Raw genomic sequence first — 14,651 nt, 5'->3', positions numbered from 1 at the left:
TGTTAATGATTATCAATAAGCACTTGCCCCCGGACACTCATCCCTGTAGCCGGGAACTCTTCTTCCATTCTTCAAAACGCATACCCGCCCGATCGTTAATCTTTGAGAAGAGATCACCACCATGCGAATCAATACCAACAACGAGCGGAAGGTCGGTCACCTCGATGATCCAGACCGCCTCGGCCATGCCGAGGTCCGGATAGTGTACCCCCTGAAGCTTCATGTGGGATGCGGCAAGTGCAGCGCACCCACCGGTGAATGCAAGATACACGGCACGGCCCCGAAGAGCCTCGCGGACACCACTATCCATTCCGCCTTTCCCGATGAGGCACCGGACACCGGAATCAAGAAGGAATCCGGTGAGATGGTTCATGCGTGCGGATGTCGTCGGTCCTGCTGCGATGATCTGCTCCCCCTGTATCACCGGACCGCAATGATAGATTGCTGCACCTTCTGGATCAAAGGGAATACCAGCTTCCATCATTTTCAGATGGGCCTCATCCCGTGCTGTATAGATGAGTCCGGAGAGAAGGACCCGATCTCCCGCACGAAGTGAGAGGACCTCGGTCCCAAGCGGTGTCCTGATATTCATACGGTCACCACCCGTGTTGCCCTCCGGCAGGCCCAGCACTGAATATTCACCGCAACCGGGAGAGAGGCTGTATGGCAGTGAGCCTTCTGTACCTTCACCGCCAGTGCAGTCGTATCCCCTCCAAGCCCCATCGGGCCGATACCAAGATTGTTGATGGCTTCACAGATCTCCGACTCAAAATCATCCATCGTTCCGATTGGGAGGAGAAGCGCCTCCTTGGCAAGCGTTGCGGCAAGATCAAAGGTTCCGCCGATGCCGACACCAACGACAACCGGCGGGCAGGGCCTTCCACCAGCAAGGAGGACCGTCTCAACAACAAATGATACGACGCTGCCCGCCTCAGAGGGAAGAAGCATTCCGATTCGGGATACATTTTCCGAGCCTGCCCCTTTTGGAAGGACGGTGATGGATAGTTCAGATCCTTCACTGAAATGAATCGTCGGGATCGAAACTCCGGTGTTGTCGCCACTATTCTCCCGTGTCAGCGGATCGACTGCGTTTGGACGGAGCGGAACCGCATCGGTAGCCAGACGAACCGCTTCCCTGATGGCGGAAGAGATATCTGTCCTCGATAATGTGAAGCTGTCCGGAACAGTGACATAGATGACGGCGATCCCCGTATCCTGGCAGAGAGGAAGGTTCAATCTCTCAGCAGTTTCGATATTTGCACGAATATTCGCAAGCTCTCCGCGGGCGACCGGATCAGTCTCTGCCGCATACGATGCATCAATCGCCTCCTTCACATCAGGTGGCAGAAAGACCTCGGCATCATGGATACAGGCAAGAGTTGCATCCATTACTGCCTTTCTGAGCGCTTCCACACCATGGGCATCCATACCCCATTATCAACGGGAGAGAAGATAAAACAGAATGGATGCAAAAAAGTATGATTTGGGGTTAGTTGTCAATAACCACCCTGACAGGGGTGGGGAGTTTGTGTCCGCCGTGCAGAAGGGCGTACTTTGCCCTGTCCACGTACTGTGGGGACGTCCAGATGGTGAAGACACGCTGCTTCTCCTGGACACGGGCGGCTGTTCCAACAGCTTTTCCAAAAGCAAGCCGCATTCCTTCCGAGACACGGTCTGCACCAGCACCTGTCGCCTGCTTGTTCTCCCTGAGAACATGGTGCGGATAGACGCGGAGCTTGAGGTGGAAGTTGCTCCTTCCCACTTCTTTCATCAGACGGCGGTTCATGTTGACACGGGCCGCCTCAAGTGCGGTGTGCCGGATCTGGCATGCCTCCTCCACCTCAAGGTGGAGGGCAACAGGAAATTCCTCTCTGAGATTGCCCATATCGAACTGGACGATCTTGAGACCTGGGACACCACCCATATATTTCCTTCGCGTATATGCCTTCTTTGAGATCGACCTGTACATCTTTGCTGGCTTTCGTACCATGCTAAAAAACTCCTCGCTATCAGAACGTGCTTAATAAAATGGATGGTATAAGGTATAAAAGTTATTGACTCTCCTCGAGGTGATCAATCAGTTCAAGGACATCACGGCGCAGCGAGGCAAACTCAACACTCGTCCTGTCACGAGGCCGCGAAAAGCTGACATCATATATCGCCGAGAGGCGTCCGGGCCGGGGAGAGAGGACAATGATCCGATCCGCCAGATAGACGGCTTCATCAACGCTATGGGTGACGAAGACAACAGTCTTTCTGGCACTTTCCCAGATCTCCAGCAGCTCCTTCTGCATCCGGTTTCGGGTCTGGGCATCAAGGGCCCCAAACGGCTCATCCATCAGGAGAACAGCCGGATCAGTTGCAAGCGCCCGTGCCACGGCAACACGCTGCCGCATCCCCCCTGAAAGCTCATATGGATAGCTATCTGCAAACCCATCAAGGCCAACAAGCCGGATGAACCGGTCCGTAATCCGATTGCGTTCTTCCTTCTCCATTCCACGCATCTGAAGGCCAAAGGCAACATTAGCGCGGACGGTGCGCCAGGGATACAGCGAATACTCCTGGAATATCATTGCAAGCCGGGGGTCCGGCCCGGTGACCGGCTTCCCCTCGACAAGGATTGAGCCAGTGGTCGGCGTATCAAGACCAGCGATCATACGAAGGAGTGTCGTCTTCCCACAGCCGGAGGGGCCGAGGATGGCGATGAACTCACCCTTCTGAATCTCAAAAGAGATGTCATCAAGCGCGATGACCGGATCGCGGGTGCGTGTCTCAAATATCTTGCCGACATTCTGGATAACAACAGTCATCTGTTCATCTCCTGCCACTGGAATTTTCTCTTTTCAACACCTCTGAAGAGGAGATCGGCACCAATTCCAATGATACCGATGACGATCATCCCCGCGATGATCACCGGAACCTGCCCCCAGTTATATGAGTACATGATCAGGTATCCGAGCCCTGAGGTGGTGCCAGGGAGCATCTCCGCCGCCACAACACACATCCACGCAACACCAAACCCGACCCGGAGACCGGTCCATACAGCCGGAGCGGCGGCGGGAATGATGACATAGACGAGGAGTTTCCATCCTTTCGCACCATAAATCAGGGCTGTCTCTATCCAGGTCCGGTTCACGCGCCGCACGCCATCGATTGTGTTGATCAGGACCGGGAAGAATGAGCCGATGAAGATGATGAAGACGATTGAGGCGAGGCCAATCTTGAACCAGGCAAGGGCGAGCGGAACCCAGGCAAGGGGGGGGATCGGCCTGAGGAGTTGGATGAGCGGATTAAGAAGCTCATCGATCGTCCGGTACCGGCCGATGATGATCCCTGCCGGTACCGCGCAGAGAACAGCAAGACCAAACCCGAGAATAACCCGCCATATGGATAGGAGTGCATTATCGATGATACTCCCGCTTCCCAGAATATCTGCCGAAGGGGTCATCAGGACCGAGATGACAGATGCAGGTGTCGGAAGAATAAATGGGTTATTAATCAGTATCGATGCGACTTCCCATATAAGGAGAAGAAAAAGGGGGGGTAATAATTTCAGATACCATCTCATCAGACTTCTTTCACCACCACACCGCTGTCCTGGAGTGCGTATTTAATCTGCACATCCTGGATCGAGCCACGGATTGGTGCGGCGATCCTGAGTGGCCGACCCTCTGCGGATCGTGCATCAGCCCATGCAATGAATGAATTCCAGTCATCGACCGGAGCAGATGCCGCAACAACGAGGCCTGATCCTTCATTCTGTGTTGGAAGCAGGATCTTAATAGCCATTCCCCTGTCAACCGCTGAGATGGTCGGTGGAGTGCCGGCATATGACATCTGGATAGCATCTGTTCCCATGAGGGTCATCAGCTGGGCGCCACCTTCACCCTGCACAAGCCGGACTTCGGTGATCGTCTCACCATTGACGATGAGATCCGCGACATCAACCTTGCCCGGGGCAGTGGTCCGCGGCTTCAATGCGATGCCGAAGGTATCATTGAAGTATTCCCAGTCCTTGATGGCAACAAAGAGGGGGGCATCATGATCCGATGGGAGGTACCCAAGCGACATAGGTCTGGTACGCTTCGGAGGAGTGACGATCTCGCCTGCTTCGACCATAGCCACGGCGGCTTCATAATGGGAGAAGTCATAGAGTGAATCGCGGACTTCAGCAGGTGAGGCATCTTTGAGACCGCCTGTCAGATACCCGATATCCCGAAGAGCCTCGATGAAACGATCATTGCTCTGCAGCCATTCCTCAGAGGGCTCGGTTGAGAACCGGATCGTTGGTATGGAGTGGGCAAGCACATCCTTTGAGCTGACCCTGACATCGCCAAAGGTCATATCTCCACCGCCAAAGAGCCAGTCGGCAGAGACCTCGGCGGCACGATCAGGATTCTCCTGAACATAGTCGCCTGAGAGGATAAGGAGGGCAGCAATCGCATTCACAAGATCCGGGTTTGCTGCTATGAAGTCCTCGCGTGCAGAGAGGGCGTCACAGGTGTGATCCGTCCAGGTTCCGGCAGGCGGAAGATCCTGGGAGTAGCTGACGACAGTTCCTATGCCGGAGACCTCGGCTACCGAGACGAAGGGCTGCCAGACCATATATCCGTCGATCTGACCTGTTGAGAGAAGGACAGGCATCTGCCCTGTAGCGGTATACATAATACCGACATCGGTTACTCCGTTTGGAGGTTGTACCGGCGCTTCATCAACACACCCTGCAACAAGGAGTGTTAATCCAAGAAGCACCGCCAGAGAAACAAGCATAATCTGCTTCATATATAGGAATCGTAAAGAGGACTATATAATATATTGCTATTTGTAGATAATCATGCTTAAGCGATACAAAAATACCCTGAGTTTATACATAGCGAGATTATACAGACTACGTACGTCCATATAATGCTAAAACCCGTGAGGACGTACCGTACGAAGAGATAATCAGATCCGAGGATCCATCTTTTTAGCGGAGGAACAGGATGCGACAGGACCAGATACGGGAGGGGAGGCTCTCTGGTGAACGGAACGATCAGATTGCCCGGTATCTCTCGTCAATGGAAGCTGACAGGAAGATCGCTCATGCGGATCTCCTCGTTGATATGGCCCACCTCGCCATGCTATCAGATCAGAAACTGATTGGAGAGGAGCAGGCCGGAATGATAGCCCGATCTCTTCTGAAGATGAAGAGGAACGGTATTCCGGAAGAGGCATTCGACGAGCGGTTTGAGGATATTCATGCCGGTATTGAGGGAGAGCTGATAGCCGATGCAGGGATCGAGGCTGGCGGGCGTCTCCACATGGCACGTTCACGAAATGATGAGGTCGCAACATGCCTCAGGGTTCGGTCGCGCCAGGATATACTGAAAATAGCCGGCTCACTGTCAGTACTTCGGAGCATTCTGATCAGGAGTGCAGAAGAACATATCGGGACAGTAATGCCGGGGTTCACCCATCTCCAGCATGCCCAGCCAACGACCCTTGCCCACCATCTCCTTGCATATGAAGAGGCCTTTTCCAGGGATTCTGAGCGGCTTCTGGATGCATACCGGCGGGTGAACCGTTCCCCCCTTGGATCTGCCGCCTTTGCATCGACCGGGTTTCCGATTGACCGAAGAATGACGGCAGATCTGCTCGGTTTTGATGATATTCTGGGAAATTCAATGGATGCCGTGTCTGCACGGGATTTTGCTCTTGAGATACTCTCTGCGCTGACGATAATGATGACAAATGTCAGCCGTCTCTGCGAAGAGCTGATCCTCTGGAGCAGTGCCTTCGTCAGATTTGTCGAGCTGGATGATGCCTACTGCTCGACGAGCTCCATCATGCCGCAGAAGAAGAATCCGGACTGTGCAGAGATTATGCGAGGCCACGCAGGCTCAGTAGCCGGTGCGTTTCAGGCGGTGGCCGTCTCCGTCAAGGGCCTTCCAATGAGCTATAACCGGGATCTCCAGACGCTGACCCCCCACCTCTGGAGAGGGATCGAAGACGCTGCCGCAAGTATTGATATCCTTGCCGGGATGATCGGGACGGCGGCCTTCAATACTGAAAGGATGCGGGAGGAGAGCGACCGGGGTTTCTCCACGGCAACAGAGCTTGCAGATACACTTGTGCGGGAGTTTGGCCTTCCATTCAGAACCGCTCACAACATCGTCGGCCGGGCGGTTCGATCGGGGGAGATTACCACCGCCACACTGGAAGAAGCAGGCCGGGAGATGGGGGGAATCTCCCTGGCCGAAAGAGGTCTCTCCGCAGAGAGGATCCAACAGGCCCTTGACCCTGATACGGTGATCGATACCAGGGAGGTTGCGGGAGGACCCGGGAAAGGTGTCATGCAGGAGGCGATCCTCCGACGAAGAGACGCACTCAAAGAGAGTGAGATGATGATCACCACACACATACATGCACTACAGAGAGCAGAAGAGGATCTGATGACAGTACTACGGAGGCTGGCGGGAGAATGAAGGCAGGAGATCGGGTTCGCTGCTCTCCCGGGAGAGAGGGGACCGAGGGTGTCTTTATCGCAGAGAGAGATGGAATAGCGGTGGTGAAACTCAAGTCAGGGTACAACATCGGGGTGCCTGCATCAGATATAGAATTCATCAGCTCAGGTGAGGAGATGATGATGCAGCCCCCTTCTGTGACCCAGAACCCGGACCTTCCGTTATTCTCCATTATATCAACAGGAGGGACGATTGCATCCCGTGTCGATTACCGGACCGGGGCAGTAACGAGCCAGTCAACTGCTGAGGAGATCATCAGGGCAGTTCCGCGGCTGGCAACACTGGGCCGGTATCGTACCAGGCAGCCATTCATAACACTCTCAGAGAATATCCAGCCATCAATGTGGATGGATCTTGCGCGTTCTGTCTATGAGGAGATCACCAATGGCGCCCGTGGTATCATCGTCACCCATGGAACCGACACAATGGCATATTCGGCTTCAGCCCTGAGTTTCATGCTCAAAAACCCGGTGCCCGTCATCTTCGTCGGCTCACAGCGATCGGCGGATCGACCAAGCAGTGACAATGTCATGAATACACTCTGTAGTGTTGCTGCTGCGGATTCGGATCTCGGGGAGGTTGCTGTGTGTATGCATGCAACCCAGAGTGATGATATCTGTGCCATCCACCGTGCAACACGCGTCAGGAAGATGCACACCTCACGCCGGGATGCATTCCAGAGCATCGGCATCCCTCCGATTGCGACAGTCTCATATCCTGATCTTCAGGTGACACCAGGCCCCGATGCCATACGGCGTGCTTCAGATGAGCCATCCCTTGCAGACAGGCTCGAGGAGCGATGCAGTCTCATCTCATTCCACCCCGGAATGTCCCCTGCGATCCTTGAAGGGTACCGTGGATGCCGGGGCGTTGTCATCACCGGGACCGGGCTTGGGCATACCAGCACTGAGTTGATCGGTGGCATTCGGGAGCTCATTGAGGACGGAACAACAGTTATTATGACAACACAGTGCCTCCAGGGACGGGTCTGTGACCGCGTGTATGATACCGGAAGAGATCTGATGGCAGCAGGCGTCATCGGAGGCGAGGATATGCTCCCTGAGATCGCCCTTGTCAAGCTGATGTGGGTTCTCGGTCAGACCGACGATCAGGAGGAGATAAAGAGGATGATGCAGGCGAATCTGAAAGGTGAGATCAACAGGAGGTCGGTCCATGGATTATGAAGCTCTGGGCCTGAGAGCCGGGATCGAGATCCATCAGCAGCTGAACACAGAGGAGAAGCTCTTCTGTCGCTGCCCGACGACCCTTCGAAATATTGAAGAGAGAAACGGGGAGATACAGCGGTATCTGAGAGCGACCGTCTCTGAGATGGGGACGATCGATCGTGCTGCAGAAGAGGAGATGAAGCAGATGCGCTTCTTCCGGTATTACACATACGATAGTACCTGCCTCATCGAAGATGATGATGAGCCACCGGCACCGATGAACCCGGAGGCGCTTCGGATAACACTCACCATCGCAAAGCTCCTCTCGATGACCCCGATCAGGCAGGTGCATACGATGAGGAAGATGGTTATTGATGGGTCAAATACAACCGGATTCCAGCGTACTGCACTTATCGCAGTCGAGGGGGCGGTCGGAGAGAACTGTCAGATCGAGTCGATCTGCCTTGAGGAAGAGGCGGCACAGCGGGTGACGGATGCGACATTCTCCCTCGATCGCCTTGGCATACCACTGGTCGAGATCACAACAGCACCCTGCATGCACACCCCTGAGGAGGTTCGGGATGTCGCCGCATATATCGGGATGATCCTCCGTTCAACAGGGAGGGTGAAACGGGGGTTGGGCACAATCCGCCAGGATGTCAATATATCCATCCGTGATGGTGCACGGATTGAGATAAAAGGGGTTCAGGAACTCGATCTCATCCCTGAGGTGGTATCCCGTGAGGTGCAGCGGCAGGTACACCTCCTTGCAATTCGCGATGAGTTGAACGATCGTGGAGCAACAGTCCCTGAGGACGGGATCGATATCACCGACCTCTTCCAAGCCACGAAATCATCCATCCTGAAGAAGGCACAATGTATCATGGGAGCGACCCTCACCGGGTTTGCAGGCATGGTCGGTAGGGAGATCCAGCCGGACCGGCGTCTTGGGAGTGAGATGTCGGATTATGCAAAGAAGTGCGGTGTTGGAGGAATCTTTCATACCGACGAGCTGCCGGCGTATGGTGTGACAGAAGATGAGGTGGCAACCCTCAGGGAGAGGTGCCAGGCGGGGCCGGAGGATTGCGTCGTCATCGTCTCGGGTTCTCCCGATCAGGCATCCTGTGCGATACGCCTTGTTCTGAAGCGTGCCCGGATGGCATGCGAAGGCATCCCCGAGGAGACGCGAAAGATGCTCCCTGAAGGGAGTTCTGCGTATATGCGGCCACTCCCCGGTGCGGCCAGAATGTATCCCGAGACCGATATCCTGCCACTGGAGATCACCAGTGAGATGATCGACACAATAGTCCTTCCAGAGCTTCTTTCAGAGAAGGCACGACGGTATGCAGATGAGTTTGGCATCGATGAAGCGGTTGCACGGCAGATTGCATTCTCTGAGCGTTTCACCCTCTTTGAAGAGGCGGTCAGCACCGGAATAAAACCATCACTTGTGGCGAGAACACTCTTTGGAACCCTCAGGGAGCTCTCCAGGGATGGCGTTGACTGTGGAGGCATCCCGGATAGCGAGATCCTCGATCTCCTGAAGCGCGTAGAGGATGGTTCCGTTGCAAAAGAGGCGATGCCCGATATTCTGCGTGCACGTGCCGGTGGTGCGGATCTGGAAGGGGCGGTCGCCTCGGTCGGCCCACTCTTTTCTGTTGCCGATCTCGAAGAGATCGTTTGGAGGATCGTCAGGGAGAGGGAGGCATTCATCCGGGAGCGAGGAGATGCCGCACTCGGCCCGGTGATGGGTGTGGTGATGAAAGAGGTTCGCGGAAGGATCGATGGCCAGATTGTGGCCGATGTCCTGAAACGATCCATACAAAAGATATTGTAAAGGGATATCTTTATCAAAATACCAAGCGATGATTATAGGGAGTTTCACATGGGAAAGACAGGCAGTATTAACTGGCACCAGATAAAAGGGAACCAGGGACAGATTCGGCTGGTTCCACAGAAGAGTGGTGAGGCAAAGAAGCCAGGGCCAAACCAGCGGTTCAAGAGAAATGCAGTCGTCAAGAAGCTTGAACAGCGGATGGAGAATGCCGCACAGCAGGGTCGCCGTGGGAGAGGGCCAAAACTTGCCGATCCACGTGTCCGTCGCCACATCCGTCGCTCGAAGAAGACGATGATGGGCGCAAAACAGAAATCCAGACGGTAATTTTAGATTACCTACCTTTTTATATTCTTTTGTCACCTGTATATCCATATGGATCTCAGGAACGCAGTTCTCTCATGGCAGTATGCTGAGCGTCAGAAGGCCGGGATAATCTCGATCTCAAAGATGCTCATGAGTATGCCGGACTATCCGAAGGAAGAAAGAAAAGGCGCAGGCAGAATGCTCATCGCAATGATTGAAGAGTTTCGGGCAGATGCCCAGACTGCAGCAGCAGCAACCGGCAATGCAGGGTTTACAAAGGTATCAAACGCTCTTTCAGAGATGATCAGCCTCACCGAGAGCAGTCAGTTTGGTCTTGCCACCGAGCGTGCAGGCGAAGGTATCTCAGCTGCCACGACGGTCGCCCAGAATGCCTGGGAAGTTCTCAGTGAACATGGAGTCCTCTGAATTTCTTGGTTTTTTGAAGGCGAGGAGCTCTGTCCGGAGCTATACCGGAAAGAAGATCTCACGGGATGAGATAGAGTATCTCCTTGTAGTTGCGGGAACGTGCCCGACTGCCGGAAACCGGGAGGCATGGGATATGATCGTCTGCCAGCAGGAGGATCTCCTTGAATCGCTGGCAGATGCGGCGTTTGACCAGCAGTTCATCAGGGAAGCAGGAACTGTCATTGTCATCTGTGCCAACTACGTCAGATCAATGTCCCGATATGGTGAACGTGGAATCCTCTATGCAGTCCAGGATGCAACAATTGCAGGAACGTACATGATGCTTGCAGCACATGCACTCAGATATGCAACATGCTGGGTAGGGGCATTCGATGAGGATGAGGTGCGGGAGCTCCTCGGGATTCCGCAACACGCCCGCCCCATCGCATTGCTCCTGGTAGGGGAGGCAGAAGAACAGCCGGGATCTCCAGAAAGGATGCCCCCACACGAACACCTGCATGAAGACTATTGGTAAATGGAGATAATAACATGGCAGATTATCATGTAATACTTGAATCGGCATGGATCGTGAAGGATGTAAAAACCATCGACGATGCGATCGGAATTGCCATCAGTGAGGCAGGAAAGCGACTTAATCCGACGGCAAAGTTCGTTGAAGTCGAGATTGGCGCAACATCCTGTCCAAATTGTGAAGAAGAACTAAATAACGCCCTTATGGTTGCAAATACCGCACTTGTGGGCCTGACACTTGATATGAAGGTCTTCAAGGCGGAATCACGCCAGCATGCCGAGCGGATAGCAAAATCAACCATCGGAAGGGCACTTCGAGAGATTCCACTTCATGTGGTGGATGTGATTGAGATATGATTCATGTGGTCGGCCACACCGCAACAGATCATATTTTCCGTGTCCCCCGCCTCCCGGAGAGGAACACATCGACACAGATCCTTGATCACCAGATCTTCTTTGGTGGGGGAGCAGCAAATATCGCGGTGGGTATCGCAAAACTTGGTGGTGAATCAACCCTGGTCTCGGCAGTGGGAGGAGACTTTGCCGGATCTGAATATGATAAATGGCTTGATTCACACCATGTCAACAGGTATTTCTATATACAGGAGGAGGCGCACACCCCCCTTGCCTGCATGTTCACTGACGATAGTGAGGATCAGATCACCTTCTTTGAGTGGGGTGCATCGGAAGCTTTTACCACCGCAGATCCCCCCTCATTTGACTTCGTCCATATGGCAACCGCTGATCCCTCATACAACGTCCGGGTTGCCCGGCGTGCAGGATTTTCATCCTTTGATCCTGGCCAGGACATTCACAAGTATACCGCTGAGCAGTTTGAGGATCTCCTCAACTCGATTGATATTCTCTTTGCAAACCGTTTTGAGGCGGAGATTATGGGTGAGGTGCTCTCCCATTCCGAAGAGGAGCTTGCCGCCCGTGTTCCTGTTGCAATCTTTACACGAGGAAAAGAGGGGAGCAGGCTCTACGAGGATGGCAGGATGACAGAGGTACCATCAGTTCCTGTTCAGCTTGTCGATCCGACCGGTGCAGGAGATGCATACCGGGCGGGGTTCCTGACAGCATATCAGAAAAAGCGCTCTCTTACTGATTGTTGCAGGATTGGAACGATATGCTCTTCGTTTGTCATAGAAGTTGTCGGATGCCAGACGAATCTCCCTACCTGGGATAAGGTGGAAGAGCGGTATAGAGCATATTTCAGGTGAGGCACCATGTATGCAGCGCTGACATCAGGTGGAAAGGATTCGGTCCTCTCGATCCAGATGGCCATGGACAAAGGGCTTGATGTCGGCTATATCGTCTGTGTCAGGCCTGAGAATCCCGATTCGTATATGTTTCATTCATCCAATCTCGATGCAGTCAGGTTGATTGCCAGCCGGGGTCAGATGGAGTACGTCGAGATACGGTCACATGGACGGAAAGAGGAGGAGCTTGCTGATCTGAAGAATGGGCTTCAAAGCCTCCCAATCACCGGCCTGATCGCTGGTGCCATAGCATCCAGGTACCAGTATGAACGGGTCGGGGAGATCGCAAAAGCCCTCGACCTTGAGATCTTCGCTCCACTCTGGGAGAGAGATCCCGAATGGATCATGGAACAGGTCGCACAACGGCTGGATGCGATCATCGTCGTCTGCGCTGCAGACGGGCTTGGTGACGATCTCCTTGGGGCACATATCGATGAGGCACTGATAGACCGCCTCAAAAGGATTTCATCAAGAAACAGGATCCATATCGCCGGGGAAGGGGGAGAGTATGAGACACTCACCCTGAATGCACCATTTTACTCCGAACCCATCCATTGGAAGGGGGAGGAGCGGCTCGTCTCTCCGGGCAGAAGTGAACTTATCCTGGATGGATTGTGGTAGATATGCGTGAGCGGGGCGACATCCGCATGGAGCGGTTATCACGGTTCATCTTCACCGCCCCCTCATGGCCACGATCACTTGTCATCATCATCGCTCTTGGGCTGTTCATCGATCTCGCCCTCCTGAGGGCGAAAGTACCCCTTTTATTCTTTGGAACCTGTGCGTTTACGGTTCCCGCCCTCGTCGCATTCCTCACGACACGGCCGCTCGTCCGGATCCTCGGTAAAGATCTGAGCTGGAACCGATCGGGGCTTCTCTCATTTTCAGCGGTTGTTCTGGGGATAATTGTGACGGCTCTTGCCGCAGTCGGTTCTGACTCCGGGTTTCTCCTCCCTATCACCTATGCGACGAGCCTTGGAGTGATCCTCTCCCTCAGGATGCCGGTCCTCGTCGCCATTGCAGATTACCGGCTTCATAGAATGATTGTTCCTTCAGCGCTCCAGAGTCTTGCAGGACTTGGAGCAGGGTATCTCTACTTCGGTCCTGAGTTCCTCTGGTGGGCTATCGGCCTTCTCCTGATCTTCGGCATGGGAAGCTCTATCTTCATCTGGCTCATCGACCATCCGCTGAAACGATCATTCGGGGTGTCGGGGCTCAGTTTTCTCAATGCCCTCATTGCACATATCACCGATGGATCCAAGACGCTCGAGGGATTCTTCCGTGATATTGGGGAAGAGGTGACGGTTCCCCAGGTAAGTGTCGTCTTTTCACGGCAGGGGCGTCCCAATACCGTTTTCACCGCTCCCAACGTCCATCCGGGTCCGATGGGTGAGATAGGGAGTGCAAACCTCCCAAAGATGCTCCATGACAGCTTCAGCGAGGAGGTCTTCGTCACCCATGGATGCGCCACCCATGACTTTAACCTTGTCTCCGAAGATGAGGCTGCCAAGATTGCAACGGCACTAAAGAGCTCGTTTGGTGATCTCACCTTTGCAGAAGGGGCATCACGATCATTTCGCTCAAGGCATGGAAGTGTCGGGATCCTGACACAGCGATTCACCGATTCGGTGATGATGGTGAGCACACGCTCACCCGAACGGACTGAGGATATTGATTATAATATCGGCATTGCAATTATGGCAGAAGGGCACCGCTGGTTCCGGGACGTCGTCTTTGTGGATGCCCATAACTGTATGACCGAGCTCTCCTCGCCTGTCCTCCCCGCATCCCTCATCGGCACAGAGTATTATCGTGCCGCACTCGCTGCACTTGAGGAGGCGGCAGGCATGCCACTTGAGCCACTCTCCGTTGGCGTATCGCACCAGCAACTCCCTTTTAACCGGGACGAAGGGTTTGGTGACCTGGGTGTCCAGGTACTCATAACAGCAGTTGGCGAACAGAAGACGGCGTATGTACTCTTTGATGGGAACAATATGCATGAAGGGGCGCGGGAGGAGATTCAGGCCGCGATTTCTGATCTTGTGGATGATGCCGAGATCATGACAACAGACTCCCATGTCGTCAACACAATCAGTGGAAGGAACCCGATCGGGCTTGCGGTACTCCCTGAGCTGGTGATACCGCATGTCCGTGCCGCAGTGATGGAGGCAATTTTAGACCTTGCGCCCGCCGAAGTAGCAGGGACGACGACCTGGTGTGAGAGGCTGAATATCTTTGGATCACAGCGGATCGTCCAGTTTGCAAGCACTGTCAACGTGCTGCTCATCTTCATTCCCCCCCTCAGCCTCGGGATGCTCATCCTCGCGTTCGTCCTCTCGATACTGATGTTCTCGGTCATCGGGTAGTCCCGTATCGAAGATCTTTTTAAGGACGAAGGACTATTATTATGAGCACTTCTGCCTCAGTGGCTTAGCCCGGCATAGCGGCTGACTTGTAATCAGCAGGTCCCGTGTTCAAATCACGGCTGAGGCTTCCTTATTTTCCTTCATGATAGTATTCTAAGACGCACCGGATAAAAGAGCGAATGCTCAAAGAGATCGGATGGTCTGCCCCAGGTCTTCTATGAAAAACACCCTTTCATCACATGCTGCCGGGGGCGATACCATGTCGTTGGAGGGGACGT

16 protein-coding genes and 1 tRNA gene are annotated in these 14,651 nt (G+C 54.0%); 11 read left to right on the top strand and 6 right to left on the bottom strand.

All coding sequences use genetic code 11. The features are described 5' to 3' along the window. Positions 1–37: 37 nt before the first annotated feature. The 6 genes from J2T58_RS04460 to J2T58_RS04435 all read right to left on the bottom strand — a co-directional run bounded on the left by J2T58_RS04460 (position 38) and on the right by J2T58_RS04435 (position 4,782). Positions 38–592, bottom strand: a complete 555-nt coding sequence (locus tag J2T58_RS04460; protein WP_253487750.1) for a FumA C-terminus/TtdB family hydratase beta subunit — start codon at positions 590–592, stop codon at positions 38–40. Further along, complete coding sequence (locus tag J2T58_RS04455) at positions 589–1,428, bottom strand: fumarate hydratase (protein ID WP_253487747.1); 840 nt, start codon at positions 1,426–1,428, stop codon at positions 589–591. Before J2T58_RS04455 ends, J2T58_RS04460 begins: the two co-directional genes overlap by 4 nt. Positions 1,429–1,489: 61 nt before the next feature. Continuing rightward, positions 1,490–1,990, bottom strand: coding sequence for a 50S ribosomal protein L16 (locus tag J2T58_RS04450; protein WP_253487745.1), 501 nt, complete (start codon positions 1,988–1,990; stop codon positions 1,490–1,492). Between the two features lie 61 nt (positions 1,991–2,051). Next, positions 2,052–2,810 carry an ABC transporter ATP-binding protein gene (locus tag J2T58_RS04445; protein WP_253487743.1) on the bottom strand — a complete coding sequence of 253 codons (759 nt, stop codon included), beginning with the start codon at positions 2,808–2,810 and terminating at the stop codon, positions 2,052–2,054. Then, positions 2,807–3,568 carry an ABC transporter permease gene (locus J2T58_RS04440; protein ID WP_253487741.1) on the bottom strand — a complete coding sequence of 254 codons (762 nt, stop codon included), beginning with the start codon at positions 3,566–3,568 and terminating at the stop codon, positions 2,807–2,809. Before J2T58_RS04440 ends, J2T58_RS04445 begins: the two co-directional genes overlap by 4 nt. Continuing rightward, on the bottom strand, positions 3,568–4,782 hold the full coding sequence (locus tag J2T58_RS04435) for an ABC transporter substrate-binding protein (RefSeq protein WP_253487739.1): 1,215 nt from the start codon (positions 4,780–4,782) through the stop codon (positions 3,568–3,570). Before J2T58_RS04435 ends, J2T58_RS04440 begins: the two co-directional genes overlap by 1 nt. 200 nt (positions 4,783–4,982) lie before the next feature. Here J2T58_RS04435 and argH point away from each other — a divergent pair, with 200 nt between their 5' ends. The 11 genes from argH (at position 4,983) to J2T58_RS04380 (ending at position 14,500) form a co-directional block, all read left to right on the top strand. Next, positions 4,983–6,464 (top strand): argininosuccinate lyase, encoded by a 1,482-nt coding sequence (gene argH, locus J2T58_RS04430; protein WP_253487737.1) that lies wholly within the window; start codon positions 4,983–4,985, stop codon positions 6,462–6,464. Beyond that, complete coding sequence (gene gatD, locus J2T58_RS04425; RefSeq protein ID WP_253487735.1) at positions 6,461–7,687, top strand: Glu-tRNA(Gln) amidotransferase subunit GatD; 1,227 nt, start codon at positions 6,461–6,463, stop codon at positions 7,685–7,687. Before argH ends, gatD begins: the two co-directional genes overlap by 4 nt. Next, positions 7,677–9,506 carry a Glu-tRNA(Gln) amidotransferase subunit GatE gene (gene gatE, locus J2T58_RS04420; protein WP_253487733.1) on the top strand — a complete coding sequence of 610 codons (1,830 nt, stop codon included), beginning with the start codon at positions 7,677–7,679 and terminating at the stop codon, positions 9,504–9,506. Before gatD ends, gatE begins: the two co-directional genes overlap by 11 nt. A gap of 48 nt (positions 9,507–9,554) precedes the next feature. Next, complete coding sequence (locus tag J2T58_RS04415; RefSeq protein WP_253487731.1) at positions 9,555–9,830, top strand: DUF5350 domain-containing protein; 276 nt, start codon at positions 9,555–9,557, stop codon at positions 9,828–9,830. Positions 9,831–9,878: 48 nt separating this feature from the next. Next, positions 9,879–10,235, top strand: coding sequence for a hypothetical protein (locus J2T58_RS04410; protein WP_253487729.1), 357 nt, complete (start codon positions 9,879–9,881; stop codon positions 10,233–10,235). Then, entirely contained in the window at positions 10,222–10,749 is a 528-nt protein-coding gene (locus J2T58_RS04405) for a nitroreductase family protein (RefSeq protein ID WP_253487727.1), read from the top strand. Before J2T58_RS04410 ends, J2T58_RS04405 begins: the two co-directional genes overlap by 14 nt. 14 nt (positions 10,750–10,763) lie before the next feature. Then, entirely contained in the window at positions 10,764–11,102 is a 339-nt protein-coding gene (locus J2T58_RS04400; protein WP_253487725.1) for a DUF555 domain-containing protein, read from the top strand. Beyond that, positions 11,099–11,968 (top strand): carbohydrate kinase family protein, encoded by an 870-nt coding sequence (locus J2T58_RS04395; RefSeq protein WP_253487723.1) that lies wholly within the window; start codon positions 11,099–11,101, stop codon positions 11,966–11,968. Before J2T58_RS04400 ends, J2T58_RS04395 begins: the two co-directional genes overlap by 4 nt. Before the next feature lie 6 nt (positions 11,969–11,974). Further along, positions 11,975–12,628: a diphthine--ammonia ligase gene (locus J2T58_RS04390; protein WP_253487720.1), complete on the top strand. Its 654-nt coding sequence runs from the start codon at positions 11,975–11,977 to the stop codon at positions 12,626–12,628. Positions 12,629–12,630: 2 nt separating this feature from the next. Continuing rightward, positions 12,631–14,373, top strand: coding sequence for a DUF2070 family protein (locus tag J2T58_RS04385; protein WP_253487719.1), 1,743 nt, complete (start codon positions 12,631–12,633; stop codon positions 14,371–14,373). Between the two features lie 53 nt (positions 14,374–14,426). After that, positions 14,427–14,500: transfer RNA gene (locus J2T58_RS04380), tRNA-Thr, on the top strand. Positions 14,501–14,651 lie beyond the last annotated feature (151 nt).

This window comes from Methanocalculus alkaliphilus, from assembly GCF_024170505.1.
Taxonomy (GTDB): domain Archaea; phylum Halobacteriota; class Methanomicrobia; order Methanomicrobiales; family Methanocorpusculaceae; genus Methanocalculus; species Methanocalculus alkaliphilus.
This window is presented reverse-complemented; position numbering and strand designations above follow the sequence as displayed.

Bases quoted from the DNA above. Each gene is read 5' to 3' on its own strand.
- J2T58_RS04400 (WP_253487725.1), top strand. From the start codon at position 10,764: ATGGCAGATTATCATGTAATACTTGAATCGGCATGGATCGTGAAGGAT.
- J2T58_RS04415 (WP_253487731.1), top strand. From the start codon at position 9,555: ATGGGAAAGACAGGCAGTATTAACTGGCACCAGATAAAAGGGAACCAG.
- J2T58_RS04445 (WP_253487743.1), bottom strand. From the start codon at position 2,810: ATGACTGTTGTTATCCAGAATGTCGGCAAGATATTTGAGACACGCACC.
- J2T58_RS04450 (WP_253487745.1), bottom strand. From the start codon at position 1,990: ATGGTACGAAAGCCAGCAAAGATGTACAGGTCGATCTCAAAGAAGGCA.
- J2T58_RS04455 (WP_253487747.1), bottom strand. From the start codon at position 1,428: ATGGATGCCCATGGTGTGGAAGCGCTCAGAAAGGCAGTAATGGATGCA.
- gatD (WP_253487735.1), top strand. From the start codon at position 6,461: ATGAAGGCAGGAGATCGGGTTCGCTGCTCTCCCGGGAGAGAGGGGACC.
- J2T58_RS04395 (WP_253487723.1), top strand. From the start codon at position 11,099: ATGATTCATGTGGTCGGCCACACCGCAACAGATCATATTTTCCGTGTC.
- J2T58_RS04390 (WP_253487720.1), top strand. From the start codon at position 11,975: ATGTATGCAGCGCTGACATCAGGTGGAAAGGATTCGGTCCTCTCGATC.
- argH (WP_253487737.1), top strand. From the start codon at position 4,983: ATGCGACAGGACCAGATACGGGAGGGGAGGCTCTCTGGTGAACGGAAC.
- J2T58_RS04405 (WP_253487727.1), top strand. From the start codon at position 10,222: ATGGAGTCCTCTGAATTTCTTGGTTTTTTGAAGGCGAGGAGCTCTGTC.
- gatE (WP_253487733.1), top strand. From the start codon at position 7,677: ATGGATTATGAAGCTCTGGGCCTGAGAGCCGGGATCGAGATCCATCAG.
- J2T58_RS04435 (WP_253487739.1), bottom strand. From the start codon at position 4,782: ATGAAGCAGATTATGCTTGTTTCTCTGGCGGTGCTTCTTGGATTAACA.
- J2T58_RS04440 (WP_253487741.1), bottom strand. From the start codon at position 3,568: ATGAGATGGTATCTGAAATTATTACCCCCCCTTTTTCTTCTCCTTATA.
- J2T58_RS04460 (WP_253487750.1), bottom strand. From the start codon at position 592: ATGAATATCAGGACACCGCTTGGGACCGAGGTCCTCTCACTTCGTGCG.
- J2T58_RS04385 (WP_253487719.1), top strand. From the start codon at position 12,631: ATGCGTGAGCGGGGCGACATCCGCATGGAGCGGTTATCACGGTTCATC.
- J2T58_RS04410 (WP_253487729.1), top strand. From the start codon at position 9,879: ATGGATCTCAGGAACGCAGTTCTCTCATGGCAGTATGCTGAGCGTCAG.